The sequence below is a fragment of the Nocardiopsis sp. CNR-923 genome, from assembly GCF_001942255.1.
Lineage (GTDB): Bacteria > Actinomycetota > Actinomycetes > Streptosporangiales > Streptosporangiaceae > Nocardiopsis.
Window position 1 is genome coordinate 157,149 of the sequence record NZ_MKKC01000087.1, and the last position, 17,912, is coordinate 175,060.

11 protein-coding genes and 2 pseudogenes are annotated in these 17,912 nt (G+C 71.5%); 8 read left to right on the forward strand and 5 right to left on the reverse strand.

Features of this window, described 5'->3' with window-relative positions:
- Nucleotides 1-221: 221 nt before the first annotated feature.
- The 3 genes from aceB (at nt 222) to BJF83_RS14695 (ending at nt 4,683) form a co-directional block, all read left to right on the forward strand.
- Nucleotides 222-1,826, forward strand: coding sequence for a malate synthase A (aceB, locus tag BJF83_RS14685; protein WP_075926728.1), 1,605 nt, complete (start codon nt 222-224; stop codon nt 1,824-1,826).
- A 117-nt stretch (nt 1,827-1,943) separates the two neighbouring features.
- Nucleotides 1,944-3,407, forward strand: coding sequence for an FAD-binding oxidoreductase (locus BJF83_RS14690; protein ID WP_075926729.1), 1,464 nt, complete (start codon nt 1,944-1,946; stop codon nt 3,405-3,407).
- A 22-nt stretch (nt 3,408-3,429) separates the two neighbouring features.
- Nucleotides 3,430-4,683, forward strand: coding sequence for an FAD-binding oxidoreductase (locus BJF83_RS14695; RefSeq protein WP_394329341.1), 1,254 nt, complete (start codon nt 3,430-3,432; stop codon nt 4,681-4,683).
- Between the two features lie 92 nt (nt 4,684-4,775).
- On the opposite strand, the pseudogene dapF reads toward BJF83_RS14695, so the two are convergent.
- Nucleotides 4,776-5,590 (reverse strand): annotated as a pseudogene (gene dapF / locus BJF83_RS14700) (diaminopimelate epimerase).
- Nucleotides 5,591-5,685: 95 nt separating this feature from the next.
- On the opposite strand from dapF, the gene miaA reads away from it, so the two are divergent.
- The 4 genes and pseudogenes from miaA (at nt 5,686) to BJF83_RS14715 (ending at nt 9,009) form a co-directional block, all read left to right on the forward strand.
- On the forward strand, nt 5,686-6,693 hold the full coding sequence (gene miaA / locus BJF83_RS14705; RefSeq protein ID WP_075926730.1) for a tRNA (adenosine(37)-N6)-dimethylallyltransferase MiaA: 1,008 nt from the start codon (nt 5,686-5,688) through the stop codon (nt 6,691-6,693).
- Nucleotides 6,694-6,949: 256 nt separating this feature from the next.
- The gene (locus BJF83_RS26095) at nt 6,950-7,309 is read left to right on the forward strand and encodes a TetR/AcrR family transcriptional regulator (RefSeq protein ID WP_083678538.1); all 360 of its coding nucleotides are present in this window, start codon (nt 6,950-6,952) and stop codon (nt 7,307-7,309) included.
- Nucleotides 7,276-7,719, forward strand: a complete 444-nt coding sequence (locus tag BJF83_RS26100; protein ID WP_143831896.1) for a hypothetical protein — start codon at nt 7,276-7,278, stop codon at nt 7,717-7,719. The genes BJF83_RS26095 and BJF83_RS26100 overlap by 34 nt, the downstream gene beginning before the upstream one ends.
- 13 nt (nt 7,720-7,732) lie before the next feature.
- A pseudogene (locus tag BJF83_RS14715) lies at nt 7,733-9,009 on the forward strand (cytochrome P450).
- A 53-nt stretch (nt 9,010-9,062) separates the two neighbouring features.
- Here BJF83_RS14715 and miaB read toward each other — a convergent pair.
- The 4 genes from miaB to BJF83_RS14735 all read right to left on the reverse strand — a co-directional run bounded on the left by miaB (nt 9,063) and on the right by BJF83_RS14735 (nt 15,360).
- Nucleotides 9,063-10,532, reverse strand: coding sequence for a tRNA (N6-isopentenyl adenosine(37)-C2)-methylthiotransferase MiaB (gene miaB, locus BJF83_RS14720; protein WP_262391558.1), 1,470 nt, complete (start codon nt 10,530-10,532; stop codon nt 9,063-9,065).
- Between the two features lie 148 nt (nt 10,533-10,680).
- Nucleotides 10,681-13,773, reverse strand: coding sequence for a TRAP transporter permease (locus tag BJF83_RS14725; RefSeq protein WP_394329342.1), 3,093 nt, complete (start codon nt 13,771-13,773; stop codon nt 10,681-10,683).
- 10 nt (nt 13,774-13,783) lie between these two features.
- Nucleotides 13,784-14,320 carry a DUF1850 domain-containing protein gene (locus tag BJF83_RS14730; RefSeq protein ID WP_187347153.1) on the reverse strand — a complete coding sequence of 179 codons (537 nt, stop codon included), beginning with the start codon at nt 14,318-14,320 and terminating at the stop codon, nt 13,784-13,786.
- Complete coding sequence (locus tag BJF83_RS14735) at nt 14,320-15,360, reverse strand: TAXI family TRAP transporter solute-binding subunit (protein ID WP_083678540.1); 1,041 nt, start codon at nt 15,358-15,360, stop codon at nt 14,320-14,322. The genes BJF83_RS14730 and BJF83_RS14735 overlap by 1 nt, the downstream gene beginning before the upstream one ends.
- A gap of 311 nt (nt 15,361-15,671) precedes the next feature.
- Here BJF83_RS14735 and BJF83_RS14740 point away from each other — a divergent pair, with 311 nt between their 5' ends.
- On the forward strand, nt 15,672-17,816 hold the full coding sequence (locus BJF83_RS14740) for a prolyl oligopeptidase family serine peptidase (RefSeq protein ID WP_075926732.1): 2,145 nt from the start codon (nt 15,672-15,674) through the stop codon (nt 17,814-17,816).
- The last annotated feature ends 96 nt before the right edge of the window (nt 17,817-17,912 follow it).

Consider the following 17,912-nt stretch of genomic DNA (forward strand, 5'->3'; position numbering starts at 1 on the left):
CGCCCCCCGAAACTCTTGAGATCGAGAGGGTGAGATGGGGCCGACGCATCGGATGAGATACTGAAGAAACACGCAACTTCATGCGAGAAATTTCGCAAACCTTCGCATAGTAGAAATTCTTCCCGACGTGCAGCACACACAGCGCGTTGACCGCTCGACATCAAGAGAGTAGCTTCTTTTCCACATACCAGAAGCTTGTTCCGTATTGCGGAAGGTTATCCATGGGCGCCACGCACGGGGTCGAGATCACGGGCCCCCTCCACGACCGTTTTGACGAGATCCTCACCGACGAGGCCCTCGACCTCGTCGCCGAACTACACCGCACCTTCGAGGGCCGCCGCCAGGAGCTGCTCGCCGCGCGCAGGACGCGCCAGGAGCAGATCTCGGCCGGAACGGACCTCGACTTCCTCCCGGAGACCAAGCACATCCGCGAGGACGACGGCTGGAGGGTCGCCGACCCCGCCCCCGGCATCACCGACCGCCGAGTCGAGATCACCGGCCCCACCGACCGCAAGATGACCATCAACGCGCTCAACTCCGGCGCGAAGGTGTGGCTGGCCGACTTCGAGGACGCCAACACCCCGCTGTGGGAGAACATGATCGGCGGGCAGCTCAACCTGCGCGACGCCCTCGACCGCCGGATCGACTTCACCTCCCCCCAGGGCAAGAGCTACGCCCTCAAGGAGGACTCCGAGCTCGCCACGATCGTCGTGCGCCCGCGCGGCTGGCACCTGGACGAAAAGCACATCCTCGTCGACGGCCAGCGCACCAGCGGCGGCATCGTCGACTTCGCGCTCTACTTCCTCCACTGCGCCCAGCGCCAGCTGGACAAGGGCCGGGGCCCGTACTTCTACCTGCCCAAGATGCAGAGCCACCTGGAGGCCCGCCTCTGGAACGACATCTTCGTCCTCGCCCAGGAGCGCCTCGGCATCCCCCGCGGCACCATCCGCGCCACCTGCCTCATCGAGACCATCCCCGCCGCGTTCGAGATGGAGGAGATCCTCTACGAGCTGCGCGAGCACTCCGCCGGTCTCAACGCGGGCCGCTGGGACTACCTCTTCAGCATCATCAAGACGCACCGCACCCGCGGCCGGAGCTTCCTGCTGCCCGAGCGCAACGCCGTCACCATGACCGCGCCGTTCATGCGCGCCTACACCGAACTGCTGGTCAAGACCTGCCACAAGCGCGGCGCGCACGCCATCGGGGGCATGGCGGCCTTCATCCCGTCCCGCAAGGACGCCGAGGTGAACACGGTCGCCTTCGCCAAGGTCCGCGACGACAAGTCCCGCGAGTCCGGCGACGGCTTCGACGGATCCTGGGTCGCCCACCCGGACCTGGTGCCGGTCGCCAAGGAGATCTTCGACGGCGTCCTGGGCGAGCGCCCCAACCAGATCGACAAGCTGCGCCCCGAGGTCGAGGTCTCGGCCGCCGACCTGCTCGCCGTCGACCGGACCGAGGGCGGCGTCACGCTCACCGGTCTGCGCAACAACATCAACGTCGCCCTCCAGTACCTGGCGACCTGGATGGGCGGCAACGGCGCGGTGGCGATCCACAACCTCATGGAGGACGCCGCGACCGCCGAGATCTCCCGCTCCCAGATCTGGCAGTGGCTGCACAACGACGTCACCCTCGACGACGGCCCCAAGGTCACCGCCGAGCTCGTCAAACGGATCATCGACGAGGAACTCGGCGCGATCCGCGGCGCCCTCGGCGACGCCTTCGACGAAGCCCTCTACGAGCAGGCCAGTGAGCTGTTCGCCGAGGTCGCCCTCGCCGACGACTACGTCGACTTCCTCACCCTGCCCGCCTACGAGCGCATGCCGTAGCCACACGAGCGGCCGTCTCCCCCGGCGGGGTCGACACTCCACGGCACCCCTTGCCCCGGCCAGGGGTGCGTCATACGTTGCGATCGACACGCTGCGACGACGGCACCGGGGGCACCCATGTCCGAGGCCCTGACCACCCTCATCCCACGGCTCCGCGACATCTGCGGGCCCGACGGGGTCCTCACCGAGGCCCGGGAACGCCGGGCCTACGACCACGACGGCCTCACCCACCGCCGGTCGCTGCCCGGCGTGGTCGTCCTGCCGACCACCACCGCGCAGGTCGCCGCGGTCCTGCGCCTGTGCTCCGGGACCGGCGTCCCGTTCGTCCCCCGCGGCGCCGGGACCGGCCTGAGCGGCGGCGCCCTCCCGCACCACGAGGGCGTCCTGCTCACCACCGCGCGGATGCGCCGCGTCGTGGAGGTCGACATCCCCAACGAGTGCGCGGTCGTCGAACCGGGAGTGCCCAACCTCGACATCACCACTCTGGCCGCGCCGCACGGCTACTACTACGCCCCCGACCCCTCCAGCCAGGCGGTGTGCTCGGTCGGCGGCAACGTCGCCGAGAACTCCGGCGGCGCGCACTGCCTCAAGTACGGGTTCACCGCCACCCACGTGCGCGGACTCGAACTCGTCACGCCCGAGGGCGAGGTGGTGCGTCTGGGCGGCAAGGCTCCCGACGGCACCGGCTACGACCTGGTCCGCGCGGTCATCGGCTCCGAGGGCACCCTCGGCGTCGTCACCGAGGTGACCGTCGGACTGACACGGCTGCCCGAGCGTACGGTGACCCTGCTCGCGGCCTTCGACTCCCTGGACGCGGGCGGCGCGGCGGTCAGCGCGATCGTCTCCTCCGGTGTGCTGCCTTCGGCCGTCGAGATGATGGACGCCCTGTCCATCGAGGCGGTCAAGGCCTTCGTCGACTGCGACTACCCCGCCGACGCGGCCGCCGTGCTCATCGTCGAACTCGACGGGCCCGCCGCGGACGTGGACGCCCACCTGACCGAGGTGGTGGGCCTGTGCACCGCCCACGGCGCCCGCCGGACCCACACGGCCAGCGACGACGACGAACGGGCGCGGATCTGGGCCGGCCGCAAGGCGGCCTTCGACGCGGTGGGCCGGATGAGCCCCGCCTACATCGTTCAGGACGGCGTCGTCCCACGGACCGCCCTGCCCGAGGTGCTGCGCCGCATCGCCGCGCTGTCTGAGGAGTCCGGCATCCGCGTGGCCAACGTCTTCCACGCCGGGGACGGCAACCTGCACCCGCTGGTGATGTTCGACGACTCCGACCCCGACGGCTACCGCCGCGCCGAGGAGGTCTCCGGCGCCATCCTGGACCTGTGCGTGGAGTACGGCGGGTCGATCACCGGCGAGCACGGCGTGGGCGCCGACAAGGCGTGCTCGATGCCCCGCATGTACTCCCCCGACGACCTCGACACCTTCGAGCGGTTCCGCCGGGCCTTCGACCCGAGCGGGATCGCCAACCCGGACAAACTCCTGCCCACCCCGCGCCTGTGCGGGGAGCGGCCCGGGGTGCGCAAGGGCGTGCACCCACTGGTGGAGTCGGGCCGGGCGACACAGTTCTGATCCGCTGATCCGAAGGAGCCACGTGCGGCCTGTCCGATCGACCACCGGCCCCGTCGACCCGTCCGTGCTCGACGACCTGGCCGGTTCCGGTCCACGCCCCGGCACGCCCGGCGACGTCGTCGGCGGTGTGGTTCCCACCGTGGTGGCGCGCCCGCGCGGCGAGGCCGACGCGGCCCGGGTCATGGCGGCGGCGGCCCGCCACGGCCTGAGCGTGGTGTCCCGGGGCGGCGGCACCGCTCTGGACTGGGGCGCCCCGCCGCGCTCGGTGGACCTGCTGGTGGAGACGGCCGCCCTGACCGGGATCGAGCACACAGCCGACGACCTGGTGGTCACGGTGGGCGCAGGAACACCCGTGGCGGAGCTGACGGACGTGCTGGGGGCGGCGGGTCAGCGGCTGTCCGCCGACCCCGTGCGCGTGGGCGGCACGGTCGGCGGCATGGTCGCCACCGGGGTGTGCGGGCCGCGCCGCCTGCTGTTCGGCGCCCTGCGGGACCTGGTGATCGGCATGACGGTCGTACGCGCGGACGGCGTGCTGACCCGTACCGGCGGCCGGGTGGTGAAGAACGTGGCCGGATACGACCTGGCCAAACTGCACACCGGCGGCCAGGGGACGCTGGGGATGATCACGTCGGTGACGTTCCGGCTGCACCCGACGCCGCCCGCCCTGCGGGTGGTGACCGCCGCCGTCTCCTCCCGGGCCCACGGTGAGCGCATGGCGGCGGCGCTGCGCGCCCGTGCGGTGGCGCCCTCCGCGGTGGCCCTGGACTGGCCGTCGGAGGGCGGCGCCCACCTGCACGTGGTCCTGGAGGGGATGGCCGAGGGCATGACCGCTCGGGTCGACGGGGTCCGCGCCGCACTGGGCGGCGACACGGTCGTCTCGGAGCGGCTCCCCGAGGGATGGGGGCTGGTCCCCGCGCGGGGAACGCTCGGCTTCGTGGCGTGTCCCCCCGCCGAGTCGCTCGCGGCGGCGGAGCGGATCGGCGAACTCGTCCGGGCCGCCGACGCGGACGTGCTCGTGCGGGGCTCGGTCCCCAGCGGAGCGCTCCACGCCGTGTTCCCACCTGGGACCGGCGCGGACGTGATCGCGACGGCCGCCGAGGGCGTGCGCTCCCGTCCGGGCTGGTCGCTGACGCTGATGCGCGCCGAGCAGCACGTGCACGAGGCCGGTGTGGACCTCTGGGGCGAGGTTCCGGGCCTGCCGCTGATGCGGTCGGTCAAGGACGCCCTGGACCCCCGGCACCGGTTGGCCCCCGGGCGGTTCGTCGGCGGGATCTGAGCCGGAGCGGACGCACACGCCCGTCGTGCCCGGGCCGCGGCAGGAACGGCGCTGTGCCATCGGCGCGCCCCGGACCGCTCCCGAGCCCCCGGTCAGACCAGCGAGGTCTCCCCCTCGGCCACGATGACGGCCGCGCCGCTCAGACGCGCCCCGTCGGCGTCCAGGAACACGACGCACTCTCCGCCGGGAACACGCACGGTCCACGTGGCGCTCCCCCCGGTCGGGGTCGCGGCGGCCGCCGCGGCGACGATGCCGGTCCCGCACGAACGGGTCTCCCCCGAGCCGCGCTCGTACACGCGCATCTCCAGGACCCCCGGCGCGACCTCGGCGTAGACCTCCACGTTGGCGCCCTGCGGGAAGGCCTCCGTGTCCAGCTCGGCGCCCGGGTGAGGTCGACCTCGGCCACCGGTCCCTCGACCTCGCAGGCCAGGTGGGGGTTGCCGACGGAGATCTGCGCGCCGTGCACGACCTGGCGCGCGAGCTTGGCCGATGAGGCGCCCTGCATCTCCACCCGGCCCATGTCGACGGTCACGTCACCGCTGGCCTCGATCCGCACCTCCTTGGCCCCGTCGCGGGTGCCCACCTCGAAGCGGTCCCGCTCGACCAGTCCGGCGTGCAGCAGGTAGCGCGCGAAGACCCGGACCCCGTTGCCGCACATCTCCGCGACGGTTCCGTCCGCGTTGCGGTAGTCCATGAACCACTCGGCCCGCTCGGCGGTTCGGGCCGCCGGGGCCAGGGCCTCACCGAGGGCACGGGTGCGCACCACGCGCAGGACCCCGTCACCGCCGATCCCGGCCCGGCGGTCGCACAGCAGACGGACGGTCCCCTCCGTGAGGTCGAACTCCCCGTCCGGGTCGGGGAGGATCACGAAGTCGTTCTCTGTTCCGTGGCCCTTGGCGAATCGCATGCGCACCATCCTAGGCGGTACCGCCGACACGGGCTCCGGACGCGAGCACCCGTAGCAGCGGCCGGAGCAGCCTGAGCCGTGGTTACGCTGGGGACATGATCAAGCTGATCGCGGTCGTCGGCCCGACCGCTGCGGGCAAGTCGGACCTCGCCGTCGAACTGGCCCTCCGGTTGGAGGAACGCACGGGGCTGCGCGGCGAGGTGGTGAACGCGGACTCCATGCAGCTGTACCGGGGCATGGACATCGGCACCGCGAAGGTCACCCGCGAGGAGATGCGCGGCGTCCCCCACCACCTTCTGGACGTGTGGGAGGTCAGCGAGCCCGCCGATGTGGCCAGCTACCAGGAGATGGCCCGCGACAGGATCGAGGAGTGCGCCGAACGCGGCGTCCTGCCGGTCCTGGTCGGCGGCTCGGGGCTGTACGTGCGCGCGGTCCTGGACCACCTGGAGTTCCCGGGAACCGACCCCGAGGTGCGCGCCCGCCTGGAGGCCGAACTGTCCGAGGTCGGCCCGGGCGTCCTGCACGCCCGACTGGCCGAGGTCGACCCGGAGGCGGCGCGCACCATCCTGCCCGGCAACGGACGGCGCATCGTACGCGCCCTGGAGGTCGTCGAGCTCACCGGCCAGCCCTTCACCGCCACCCTGCCCGACCACACCCCCTACTACCCGTGCGCACAGGTCGGGCTGACCGCCCCGCGCGAGGAACTGGACGCGCGGATCGACGCCCGCGTGGACCGCATGTGGGAGCGCGGGCTGTTGGACGAGGTCCGCCGACTGGACGCCATGGGCCTGCGGGAGGGCCGCACGGCCTCGCGCGCGCTCGGCTACGCGCAGGCGATCGGTCAGCTCGACGGCGACCTGACCGAGGAGGAGGCCCGCGAGAGCACCGCCCGCGCCACCCGCCGCTTCGCCCGCCGCCAGGAGTCGTGGTTTCGCCGCGACCCCCGCGTGCGGTGGCTGCCCTACGACTCCACCGATCTCGTCGAGCGCGCGCTCGCCCATGTCGAGACCGCGATGACCCGCCCGAGGGAGGAGCCGGGCGAGACGCTCGTGGACGTGGCCACCCTCGTTCCGCACGGTCAGCCGCCCACCGTCGGCGACTGACCCTCCACGGCCGGTTCCCCGTCCCCCGCCGGAGTGTGCCGTGGATGCCGCCCGTCGCGCAGCAGGGTAGGGAGTTGCGGGGCACACCCCAGGCGATCCAGCTGATCCGACCCGTCACCTGGGCGCTTGCCAGGCGTCCCGTCGTCGCCTAGCGTTGACTCCATGACCAGATTCGAAATCTGGTCATGGAGTCAGAACCCGCAAGGGGGCACGGCCATGATCCTCGCGTCGACACCGCTCCGAACGGAGCGCAGCCGTGTCCCGGTCAGGAGAACGCCGTGCCCTCCCCACCCGGTCGACGAACAAGACCGCCAACCGCGCCGCCCGCGCCGAGCGCATCCTCGACGCGGCGGGCGACCTCCTCGTCTCCTGGGGCTACCCCAGGATCACCATCGAGGACGTCGCCCGCCGGGCCGGTGTCGGCAAGGGCACCGTCTACCTGCACTTCCCCACCAAGGAGGTGCTGTTCCTGGCAGTCCTGCTCCGCGCCCAGACCGCCATGACCGAGCGGACGCTGGAGGTGCTCCGCGAGGCCCCGAGGGGATCTGGCCCAGCGCCCTCGCCCGCACCTACGCCCTGGCGATGCACGAGTCACCGATCATCGCCACGGTGGTGACGGGCCGGACCGAGATCCTGGGCAGCCTCGCACGGGCCGCCGCCGAGTACAGCGCAAAGCTCGTCGAGCGGCAGCACACCACCACGGGAAGCTACTTCGACGTCCTGCGCGACCACCGCCTGATCCGCACCGACCGGTCCCGCGCCGACCAGGTGTACGCCTACTCCTCGATCCTGACCGGCTTCCTCGTCGCCGAGCCGCTCCTTGCCGAGCACCCCGGCTTCACACCGCCGACCGTCGACCACCACGCCGACGTTCTGGCCGACGCCATCCGGTCCACCCTGGGCGAGTCCGACGACGACGGCACGCTGCACGCCGCCTGGCCGAAGGTCGCCGCCCTGTTCGAGAACCTCGCGCGCGACTTCCGAGCCGAGGTCGACCGCTACACGCACGCCACTCGCGACACCTGACACTGGAGTGCCCATGACGGCCACACCCTCCGCGACCCACGACCTGATCAACCTCATGGACCCGGCCTGGACCAGCGACCCCCGCTCCCTGGTCGACCGGGTCGCCAGCGCGGGCGGGTCCGCTCCGGCCCTGTTCGCCGACGGCTTCGAGGTCGTCCTCTTCGCCGACGACGAGGACGTGCGCACGATCCTGAGCGACCGCCGATTCGTCGTCGACCCCGCCAACGTGCGCGAGGGAGCCACCACCCAAAGGAAGTCCCAACTCCTCGAAACCATGGGCATCACCCCGGACCTGGCCGCCTACGTGAGCGAGAGCGTGCTCCAGATGGACGGCGCCGACCACACGCGGCTGCGCAAGCTCGTCTCGCGCGCCTTCACGGTGCGCCGCGTCAACGAGCTCCGTCCCAAGGTCCAGCGGATCACCGACGACCTCCTGGCCCGGCTGCCGGACCACGCACAGGAGGACGGGTCCGTGGACCTCCTCGAACACTTCGCCTATCCGCTGCCTATCACGGTGATCTGCGACCTGGTCGGCGTCGCCGAGGAGGACCGGCCCGCGTGGCGGGAGTGGAGCCGCACCCTCCAGGAGTTCGACCCCACCAGGCCGGAACGGATGAACGCCGTGCTGGGAGCGATGATCGACCACATCAAGTCGACGATCGCGCGGCGCCGCGCCGAACCCCAGGACACCCTGCTCGACGCGCTGATCGCCGAACAGGACGAGGACGGCGGCAGACTCAGCGAGGCCGAACTGATCACCCTGGTCTTCACACTGGTCATCGCGGGGCACGAGACCACCGCCCACCTGCTCACCAACGGCACCCACGCCCTGCTCACGCACCGCGACCAGTGGGACCTGCTGCGATCCGACCCCGAGCTCGTGCCCGCCGCCGTGCACGAGATGCTGCGCTGGTGCGGTGTCGCGCTCCTCACCCAGGTCCGGTACGCGGCGGAGGACATCCGGCTCAAGGGCGGTCGGCTGGCCGCCGGGGACCGTGCGGTCGCCCTCATCGCGGGCGCCAACCGCGACCCCGACGTGTACCCGGACCCGCACCGGTTCGACATCACCCGCCACCACGGCAAGCCCGGCGAGTCGCACGTGGGCTTCGGCCACGGCATCCACTACTGCCTGGGCGCCGCCTGGCCAGGCAGGAGGGACAGGTCGCCTTCACTTCGCTGGTCAGGGCCTACCCGGACCTGGACCTCGCGCCCGGCCGCGAGCCCGCACGGACGCACTCGCCCGGAGCGATGCGGTTCAGGGATCTGTACGTGCGCCTCGGCCGCGACTGACGCGGCCGCGGCCCCCGGCGTCGTGCCGGGGGCCGCGGAGAACACGGGTCGGGTCAGGCGTCGCAACACCCGCCGACGGGGGTGACGGGCTCGGCCGCCGGAGCGCCGACCTTCGGCATGCCCAACAGGACGCCGGGGCCGGCTGCCTCGGCCGATCGGCCGTTCCGTGCGGCCCAGGCGTCCCCGGCGCGCGTGCGGCGCAGGTTCCGGACACCGGAGTCGGCCACCAGGTGGTGCGGCGCGGCGTAGGTGACCTCCACGGTCGCCACGTCGCCGGGGCGCGGCTCCTCGCCCTCGCCCACGGCGAAGTGTACGAGTCGGTTGTCGGGCGCCCGTCCCGACAGGCGGCGGTGCTCGCCGTCCTTGCGGCCCTCGCCCTCGGCGACCAGCAGCTCGACCTCCCGCCCCACCAGCTTCTGGTTCTCCTCCCACGAGACGGCGTCCTGGAGTTCCACCAGGCGCTGGTAGCGGTCCTTGACCACCTCGGGCGGGACCTGTCCGTCCATCGTCGCCGCCGGAGTCCCCGGCCGCTTGGAGTACTGGAAGGTGAACGCCATCGAGAACCGGGCCTGGCGCACCACGTGCAGCGTCTCGGCGAAGTCCTCCTCGGTCTCCCCGGGGAAGCCCACGATGATGTCGGTGGTGATCGCCGCGTGCGGCATGGCGGCGCGCACCTTCTCCACGATGGATAGGAACCGCTCCTGGCGGTAGGAGCGACGCATGTCCTTGAGCACCCTGCTCGACCCGGACTGCAACGGCATGTGCAGCTGCGGCATGACGCTGGGCGTCTCGGCCATCGCCTCGATGACGTCGTCGGTGAAGTCGCGCGGGTGCGGGGAGGTGAAGCGGACCCGCTCCAGCCCCTCGACCTCACCGCAGGCGCGCAGCAGCTTCGAGAAGGCCTGGCGGTCGCCGAACCCGCTGCCGTAGGCGTTGACGTTCTGTCCGAGCAGGGTGATCTCGCTGACGCCCTCGTCCACCAGGGCGCGCACCTCGGCCAGGATGTCGCCGGGACGCCGGTCCTGCTCCTTGCCGCGCAGCGCGGGCACGATGCAGAAGGTGCACGTGTTGTTGCAGCCGACGGAGATCGACACCCACGCGGCGTACGCGGACTCGCGGCGGCTGGGCAGGGTGGAGGGGAAGTGCTCCAGGGACTCGGCGATCTCCACCTGCGCCTCGCGCTGGACGCGGGCGCGCTCCAACAGGGCGGGCAAGGACCCGATGTTGTGCGTGCCGAACACCACGTCCACCCACGGGGCGCGGCGCACGATCTCACCGCGGTCCTTCTGCGCCAGGCAGCCGCCGACCGCGATCTGCATGCCCGGGTTGGCGTCCTTGACCGGACGCAGGTGCCCGAGGTTGCCGTACAGGCGGTTGTCGGCGTTCTCGCGGACCGCACAGGTGTTGAAGACGACGATGTCTGCGGTGGTCTCCTCGGCTGCGCGCGCGTACCCAGCGTCCTCCAGCAGGCCGGAGAGGCGCTCGGAGTCGTGGACGTTCATCTGGCAGCCGTAGGTCCGCACTTGGTAGGTACGACTCTGGCTCACGGTCCCAGGCTAACCGGTGACGCGAACACGCGAACCACCCTCGGGACCCGGATCCCGGGGCGGCCCGTGCCGCCGACCGCCATGGGTCGACGGCACGGGCCGCGCATGCCGGACGGGACGCGGCTCAGTCCTGGCCCTCGGCCGCCTCGCCGGCCGCTCCGGGGCCGGAGGCCGCGGCGCCGCTGTTCGCCTCCGCCCCGACGGGGGCCGAACCCACCGTCGGGATGACCTTCGCGCCGCCCTCCCGACGGGTGACCAGCTTCTCGTGCCCGATCACCGCCACCAGCAGGACCAGACCGATGACGTTGGTCGCGAGGCTGCCCGAGACCAGGCACAGGCCTCCCACGACCAGTCCGATCCGCTTGTACCAGGGCAGCGGCCGATCCAGGTACCCGACCAGTCCGAGCGCCACCAGGACCGCGCCGGCCACGCCGGTCACCGCGGCCACCGCGCCCGTGAACCAGTCCACCTCCTGCAACAGCAGTTCGGGGGAGAACACGAACATGTACGGCATCACGAAGGCCGCGATGGCGATGCGCACCGAGTAGAACCCGGTCCGGATCGGGTCGCCGCCGGAGATGCCCGACGCCGCGTAGGCCGCCAGGCACACCGGCGGAGTGATGTCGGCGAGCACACCGAAGTAGTAGACGAACAGGTGCGCCATCAACAGCATCGCGAGCCGCTCGTCGACCTCGCCCTCCAGGATCGCCACGATCGCCGGAGCCGCCAACGTCGCCGTGATGACGTAGTTCGCGGTCGTGGGCAGACCGATGCCCAGAATCAGGCACGCGACCATCGACATGAACAGGACCAGGAACAGGTCCACCCGCATCGTGCCGACCGCCGCGACCCCGAAGTCCGCGCCCGCGCCGGTCCACGCCAGGAGGGGAGAGGTGGCCACCGACGTCAACAGGGCGGCCAGACCCGCGCTGATCGACTCGGCGATCCCCAGCAGACCGCTGCTGAGCTTGAGGCCCAGGTCGGTCGTGGTGATGACACCCGCGATGATGCCCGCCGACGCGCACGCCACGATGATCGGGATCGCCAGGCGCGCCGCGCCCACCAGCCCGTCCAGGAACGAGTGCAGGTTCAGCTGGTCCTCGCCCGAGGCGCTCCACCGGTGGAACGCCACCGACACCGTGATGCCCGCCAGGGTGAGCAGAACGGTGGCGCCCAGAGCCATCATCCCCCGGTCCATACCGGACATGAGCGCCTGGGCGGCGGTCACCAGGAGCGCCGCGGCGCCCGCCGCGACGACGATCGGCAGGGACAGCCGCATCGCCGCGCCCAGGACCTCGCCCATCGGCCGGACCCCGAACCTGGCCGTCCCCTCCACACGCCGGAACGGCATGACGAGGAACTGCGTGAGGATGTTGACCACGACCGTGGCCACGACCGCGCCCATCGCCGAGAACATCGGCGAGAAACCCATCGACAACAGCGCGAAGATCGCCACGACGGGCGCGATGAGGTAGCCGCGGGTGACCATGAGCCGCCGCAGGTTGGGCAGCAGCTCCTTGGGCAGGCCGCCGATCCCCATCCGCTTGGCGTCGTAGTGGACCACCACGTACTGCGAGACGAAGAACATCACCGCCGGGATCGCGGCGGCGGTCAGGATCTGCTGGTAGGTGGCGCCCGTGAACTCGATCATGATGAACGCGCCCGCGCCCATGATCGGCGGCATGATCTGCCCGCCCGTGGAGGAGGCCGCCTCCACCGCGCCCGCGTACTCGGGCTTGTACCCGGACTTCTTCATCATCGGGATGGTGAACGCGCCGTTGGAGACGGTGTTGGCCACCGAACTCCCCGTGATCGTCCCGGAGAAGGCACTGGTGACGATGCCGACCTTGGCGGTACCGCCGACGGACGACCCCGTCGCGCCCAGAGCCAGATCCGTGAAGAACCGCTCCATGCCCGTGCGCTGGAGCATCGCCGCGAAGATCATGAACAGGAAGATGAACGTCGCCGAGATGCCGAGCGGAGTCCCGAACACGCCCTCCGTGCCCACGTACAGGTTGGTGACGATCTGGTCGACGCTGGACCCGCGGTGGCGCAGGAACCCGGGCATCGACTGGCCGAAGTAGGCGAACGCGATCAGCGAGCCCGCCAGCACCACCAGCGCCGGACCCAGCACCCGGGACGCCGCCACGAGGATCAACAGCAGACCGATCGTCCCGACCGTCACGTAGGTCGCGTTGTAGATGCCGACCGACCGGGTGATCTCCTCGTAGTTGACGAACATGTACAGACCGGCGAACAGGCCGAGACCGGCCAGCGCGATGTCGAACAGGGGCATCCCCCACACGTTCCAGGGGACGTGCCGCGCGCCCTGGACCACGACCAGCACGACGAGCGCCGGACCGAGCACGTTCCACTGCGCGATCCCGGCCAGCCACATGTAGGCCAGGGTCACCGCGCCGACCGCGGTCAGCCCCCACCGGGTCACGACCGGCCACAGCCAGACCGGGAACACCGACGGGAACCGCGTCAGCGCCACGGCCGCCGCTACGGCGACCGCGACCAGCACCAGGCCCAGGATCGGCAGGAAGAAGAAACCGCCGCCCGCCTCACTCGTGACCAGGTCCAGCGCGATCAGCACCGAGCCGACCAACAGCGTCCACCCCGCGGAGCTCTGCGCCCGGGAGGAGTCCGCCGTCCCTCGGGTACGCCACAGTAGAACCCCGGCCCCGCCGATCAGCAGGACCGCGACCAGGCCGAACACCCACTGAGGCAGGTACAGGTACATGCTCGTGTCCGACCCGGAGAACACGCCGACGCCGATGTAGCCCACCAGCAGGGCGCTGAAGGCCATCGCGCCACCGTAGAAGGGGCCGTGAGGGCCCTCGGCACGCGGTTTGGTCGGGTACAGCAGGAACACCAGGCCGAGGCCGAGCGCGAGGTGGAACGAGCGCTGCTGAAGGGGTGGCAGCGTCTGGGTGAACGCGGTCCACAGGTGGAAGACGGCCAGGGCCAGGGCCACGGCGAACACGCCCCAGCGCCACACCGCCCGCAGGTCCGTGCGTACGTCCTCGACCCCCGTGTCCTCGGTGAAGTCGTGCTCCTCCAGAGCCTCCAGATCGCGCTCGATCTCCTCCAGCGCCCGGGGGGCGGGCTCACCGCCGGCGGAGGCTCCGCCCGCGGTCACTGCGGCACCGGACTCGCCGGCGCCTTCGGTTCGGTCGTCATCACCCTCGTCCTCATCATCAGTGGGGGACACCCCACGGCCTTCACATCAGGTGCGCGCCCGGATGGGTCTGCACGTACAGCTCCACGCTCGCACCGGGGTCCACCACGTCCAGGAGCCGAAACTCCCGGCCCCGCAGCGTCAGCCGGTGGTCGACGTCAGACGTCCCCACGACCATCAGCACCGTGCCGAGCGGACGCCCGTGGTGGTCGACGCGATAGCCCTCGCCCCCCTGGACGAAGGTCGAGGTCACCCCGTCGACCGTCTCCGGCCCCGAGGGGAGGTTGGCCCCGTGGGCGTCGGCGCGGATCTCCTCCAGCGCCAGCCCCGAGGAAGGCGAGACCGAGTAGACCTCGTGCACCGGACGCCGGTGCACGGAGTGCGTGTGGCTGAGCTCGATCCGGTCCCCGATCTGGACCGGAACGCTGAGGACGGGCGACTCCCGACCGTACACGCGGACGGCGAACCAGGAGGAGCCCGTGTCCGCGGAGCCGGTCAGGAGCAACACGCACCCCAGCAGGACCGCCGCAAGCGCAGGGCCGCCCGGAATCCACCGGACGGCCCTGGGCGAACCGGTCATCAGTCGAGGAGCCCCTGCTCCTCGTAGAAGCGCTGGGCGCCGGGGTGCAGTTCCATCGAGCCCAGACCGTCCAGTGCGGTCTCCAGCAGGACCTGGCCGCCGACGTCGTGGCCGATGTCGCCAGCGTCCTCGTACATCACGCGGACCAGGTCGTAGGCGAGCTGCTCGTCCAGGGCCGAGGTCGTGTACAGGGTCGCCCACTGGGTCAGGGTGACGACGTCCTCGTCCTGGCCGTTGTAGGTGCCGCCCTCGATGGTCAGCGGGCTGTAGCTCGGGTCTTCGGCCATCAGGGTCTCGGCCTCCTCACCCTCCAGCGGCAGCAGCCGGACGTCGTTGCTCGCCGACACCTCGACGATGCCCGCCGCTGGCACGGACAGGATGCCGAAGGCGGCGTCGACCTGGCCGTCGCCCAGCGCCGTGGCCGCGTCGCCGAACGTGCTGTCATAGGCGTTGATGTCCGCGTCCGGGTCCAGACCGTAGGCCTCCAGGATCTGGCGGGCGGCGACCTCGGTGCCGCTGCCGGGCGGACCGATCTCGACGTTCATGCCCTCCAGGTCCGCGACCGACTCGATGTCGGAGTCGGCGCGGACGACGATCTGCATGACCTCGGGGTAGATGTTGCCGAGCGCGCGGATCCCGTCGGGGCTGGCGAGCGGCTCCTCCTCGAAGGGACCGGTGCTGCTCTGGGCCTGCATGGCCACACCGTTGACCGCCATGATGAGTTCGCTCTGGTCGATCTCTCCGGCGTCCGCGTCCTCGGTCTCACCCTCCAGGGCACGCAGGTTCTGCACCGAGGCGCCGGTGGCGAACGTGTCCACCTGGACGTTCTCGATGTTGTTGCTCCACAGCTGCGCGATCTCGCCGCCGAGGGGGTAGTAGGTACCGCCGGTGGACCCCGTGGCGAGCTGGAGGAATGTGGTCTCCGAATCGTCGCCGCCGGGACCTTCGACGTCCTCGGGGGCCGCGCAGGCCGACAGGGCGACCACACCGGCCGCGGCGATCGCCACGGAGGCCCGGATGGTCCCGCGTCCCTTGCTCATCGCTGGCTTCCTCTCTAGCAGTACGGGTGACGACAGGGCCCGGGCCGCGCGCGGCGGTCCGCCGCGGAGTCCCCGGCCAGCCATCACCTGGTGATATCCGCGAAAGCATAGAACGGCGCATCGATCCTCGCCGTGTCGGAGCAGTCACGAATGGAGAACGATACTCAGCGGTCGACCCCGCCTCCGCCGCGTCACAGGCTATGGCCTGCGACAACGCACGCCCTGACGAACTGATCTCCCGAAGCGGGGGCGTGGACGACTAAGGTCGACATGTCATCAGTTTTCCATCCACGACCCTTCCTGAGCGGGACATGTCTGAACAGTCAAGCCCCCACGGCTCATGGCCCTCGCCCATCAGCGCCGGTGACGTCGCCCGAGGTGTGCACCGGATGTCGTTCCCCTCCGTCGTCGGAGACGAGATCTGGTGGGAGGAGGAGCGCCCGACGGAGGGCGGACGCTCCACCATCCTGCGCCGGAACGCCGACGGCGCGATCGTCGAACTGCTGTCCGCGCCCTGGAGCGCGTGCACGCGCGTGCACGAGTACGGGGGACGGTCCTACCTCCCGGTGCCCCGGCGTGACGACAAAGCCCTCACCCGCATCGGCATCGTCTTCGCCAACGCCGATGACCAGCGCCTCTACCTGCTCGAACGCGACTCCTCGACACCGACCCCGCTGACCCCGGAGCCCGACCGCCCCGCCGCGCTGCGCTACGCCGACCCGACGCTGAGCGCCGACGGCAAGCAGATCCTGTGCGTACGCGAGGAACACGTCGCGGACGGCGTGCGCCGGGCCGTGGTGACGGTTCCCCTGTCCGGCCGGGGCGCCGAGGACCCGGCTGCGATCCGCGTCCTGGCCTCCGGCGCCGACTTCTACGCCTCGCCCGTCCCCTCCCCCGACGGCCAACGCCTGGCGTACGTGCGGTGGAACCACCCGAGGATGCCCTGGGACGGCACCGAGCTGCGGCTCGGTCGACTGGAGGGCGCGGCACTCACCGCGGAGGTCACGCTCAAGGGCGGGGTCGACGAGTCCGTCCTCTCGCCGACGTGGGTGGACGCCGACACCCTGTACCTGGCCTCGGACTGGCCGGGGTTCTGGAACCTCTACCAGGCGGGCGTGACCGGGCAGGCGCTGGCGCTCTACCCGGCGGAGGAGGAGTTCCACGCCCCGCCGGGCCGCCTGGGCCACCGGTCCTACGCGGTGCTGGACTCCGGGAAGGTCGTGGTGCTGCACGGAAACGCCGACCTGTCGCCCAGCGTGTACGACCCCGACACCCTGGAACTGACCCCCGTGGCCACCGACCTCACCGCCTGGTCGCAGGTGGACTCGGACGGGGCCGTCGTCGTCGCGATCGCCGCCTCCCCCACGCGCCCGCAGTGCCTGGTACGTCTGCATCCGGAAACGGGACGGGTCGAGGTGCTGCGCGAGTCGCTGGACGCCCTGCCCGACACCGCCTACCTGCCCTTTCCCGAGCACGTGACGCTGCCCGGACGGTACGGCTCGCCGGTGCACGCCAACGTGTACCGGCCGAGCCACCCCGAGATCACCGCCGAGGGTCCCGCACCGTTCGTCGTGTGGGTGCACGGCGGCCCCGTCGCGCACGCCTCACAGGAGCTCGACCTGGCCAAGGCCTACTTCACGAGCCGCGGCATCGGTGTCGTGGACGTCAACTACGGGGGATCCACGGGCTACGGCCGTTCCTACCGCACGCGCGTGCACAAGGAGTGGGGCGTGGTCGACGTGGAGGACGCGGCGGCCGCGGCGCGCGCCCTCGTCGAGCAGGGAGTGGCCGACCCGGAGCGGCTGGCGATCCGGGGACCGAGCGCCGGCGGCTTCACCGCCCTGCTCTCGCTGACCGGGAACATGTTCGCCTGCGGAGTGTCCTACTACGGGGTGGCGGACCTGCTCGGGCTGGCGGAGACCACCCACGACTTCGAGTCGCGGTTCCTGGACTCGCTGGTGGGAACGTTGCCGGGGTTCACGGAGCGGTACCGCGAGCGGTCGCCGATCAACCGGATCGACGAGATCGACGTGCCGGCCCTCCTGCTCCAGGGGACCGACGACCGGGTGGTCACGCCCGACCAGGCGTTCACCATGGCCACCGCCCTGGGAAAGCGCGGGGTGCCCTACGCGCTGCTGGAGTTCGAAGGCGAGGCGCACGGGTTCCGGTCGGCGGCCTCGCGCGTGCGCGCACTGGAGGCGGAGCTGGCCTTCTACGCGCGGGTGTTCGGCTTCGACGCGGACGTGGCGCCGCTGACCCTGGCGACCGAACCGCCCGCGCCGCGCCCGGAGCCGGAGGCGGCGGAAGGAGCCGAGGCGGCGAACGGAACCGGGGAGGCCGAAGGGGCGGGGGGCGCGCAGACCTCGGAGGGCGAGGCGGCTCCGGACACCGCCGACGCACCGGTCGGGGACGCGGTCGCGCCGTCGCCGGCCGAGGGCGGCGGGACCGGCGACTGACGGTCGGCCACAGGCGGCGACGCGGTCTGGCGGGACGAGCGGACCACGCCCACGCTCGAATCGGGGTACGCGCGTCGCCCGTGGGCGCGTGGGGCG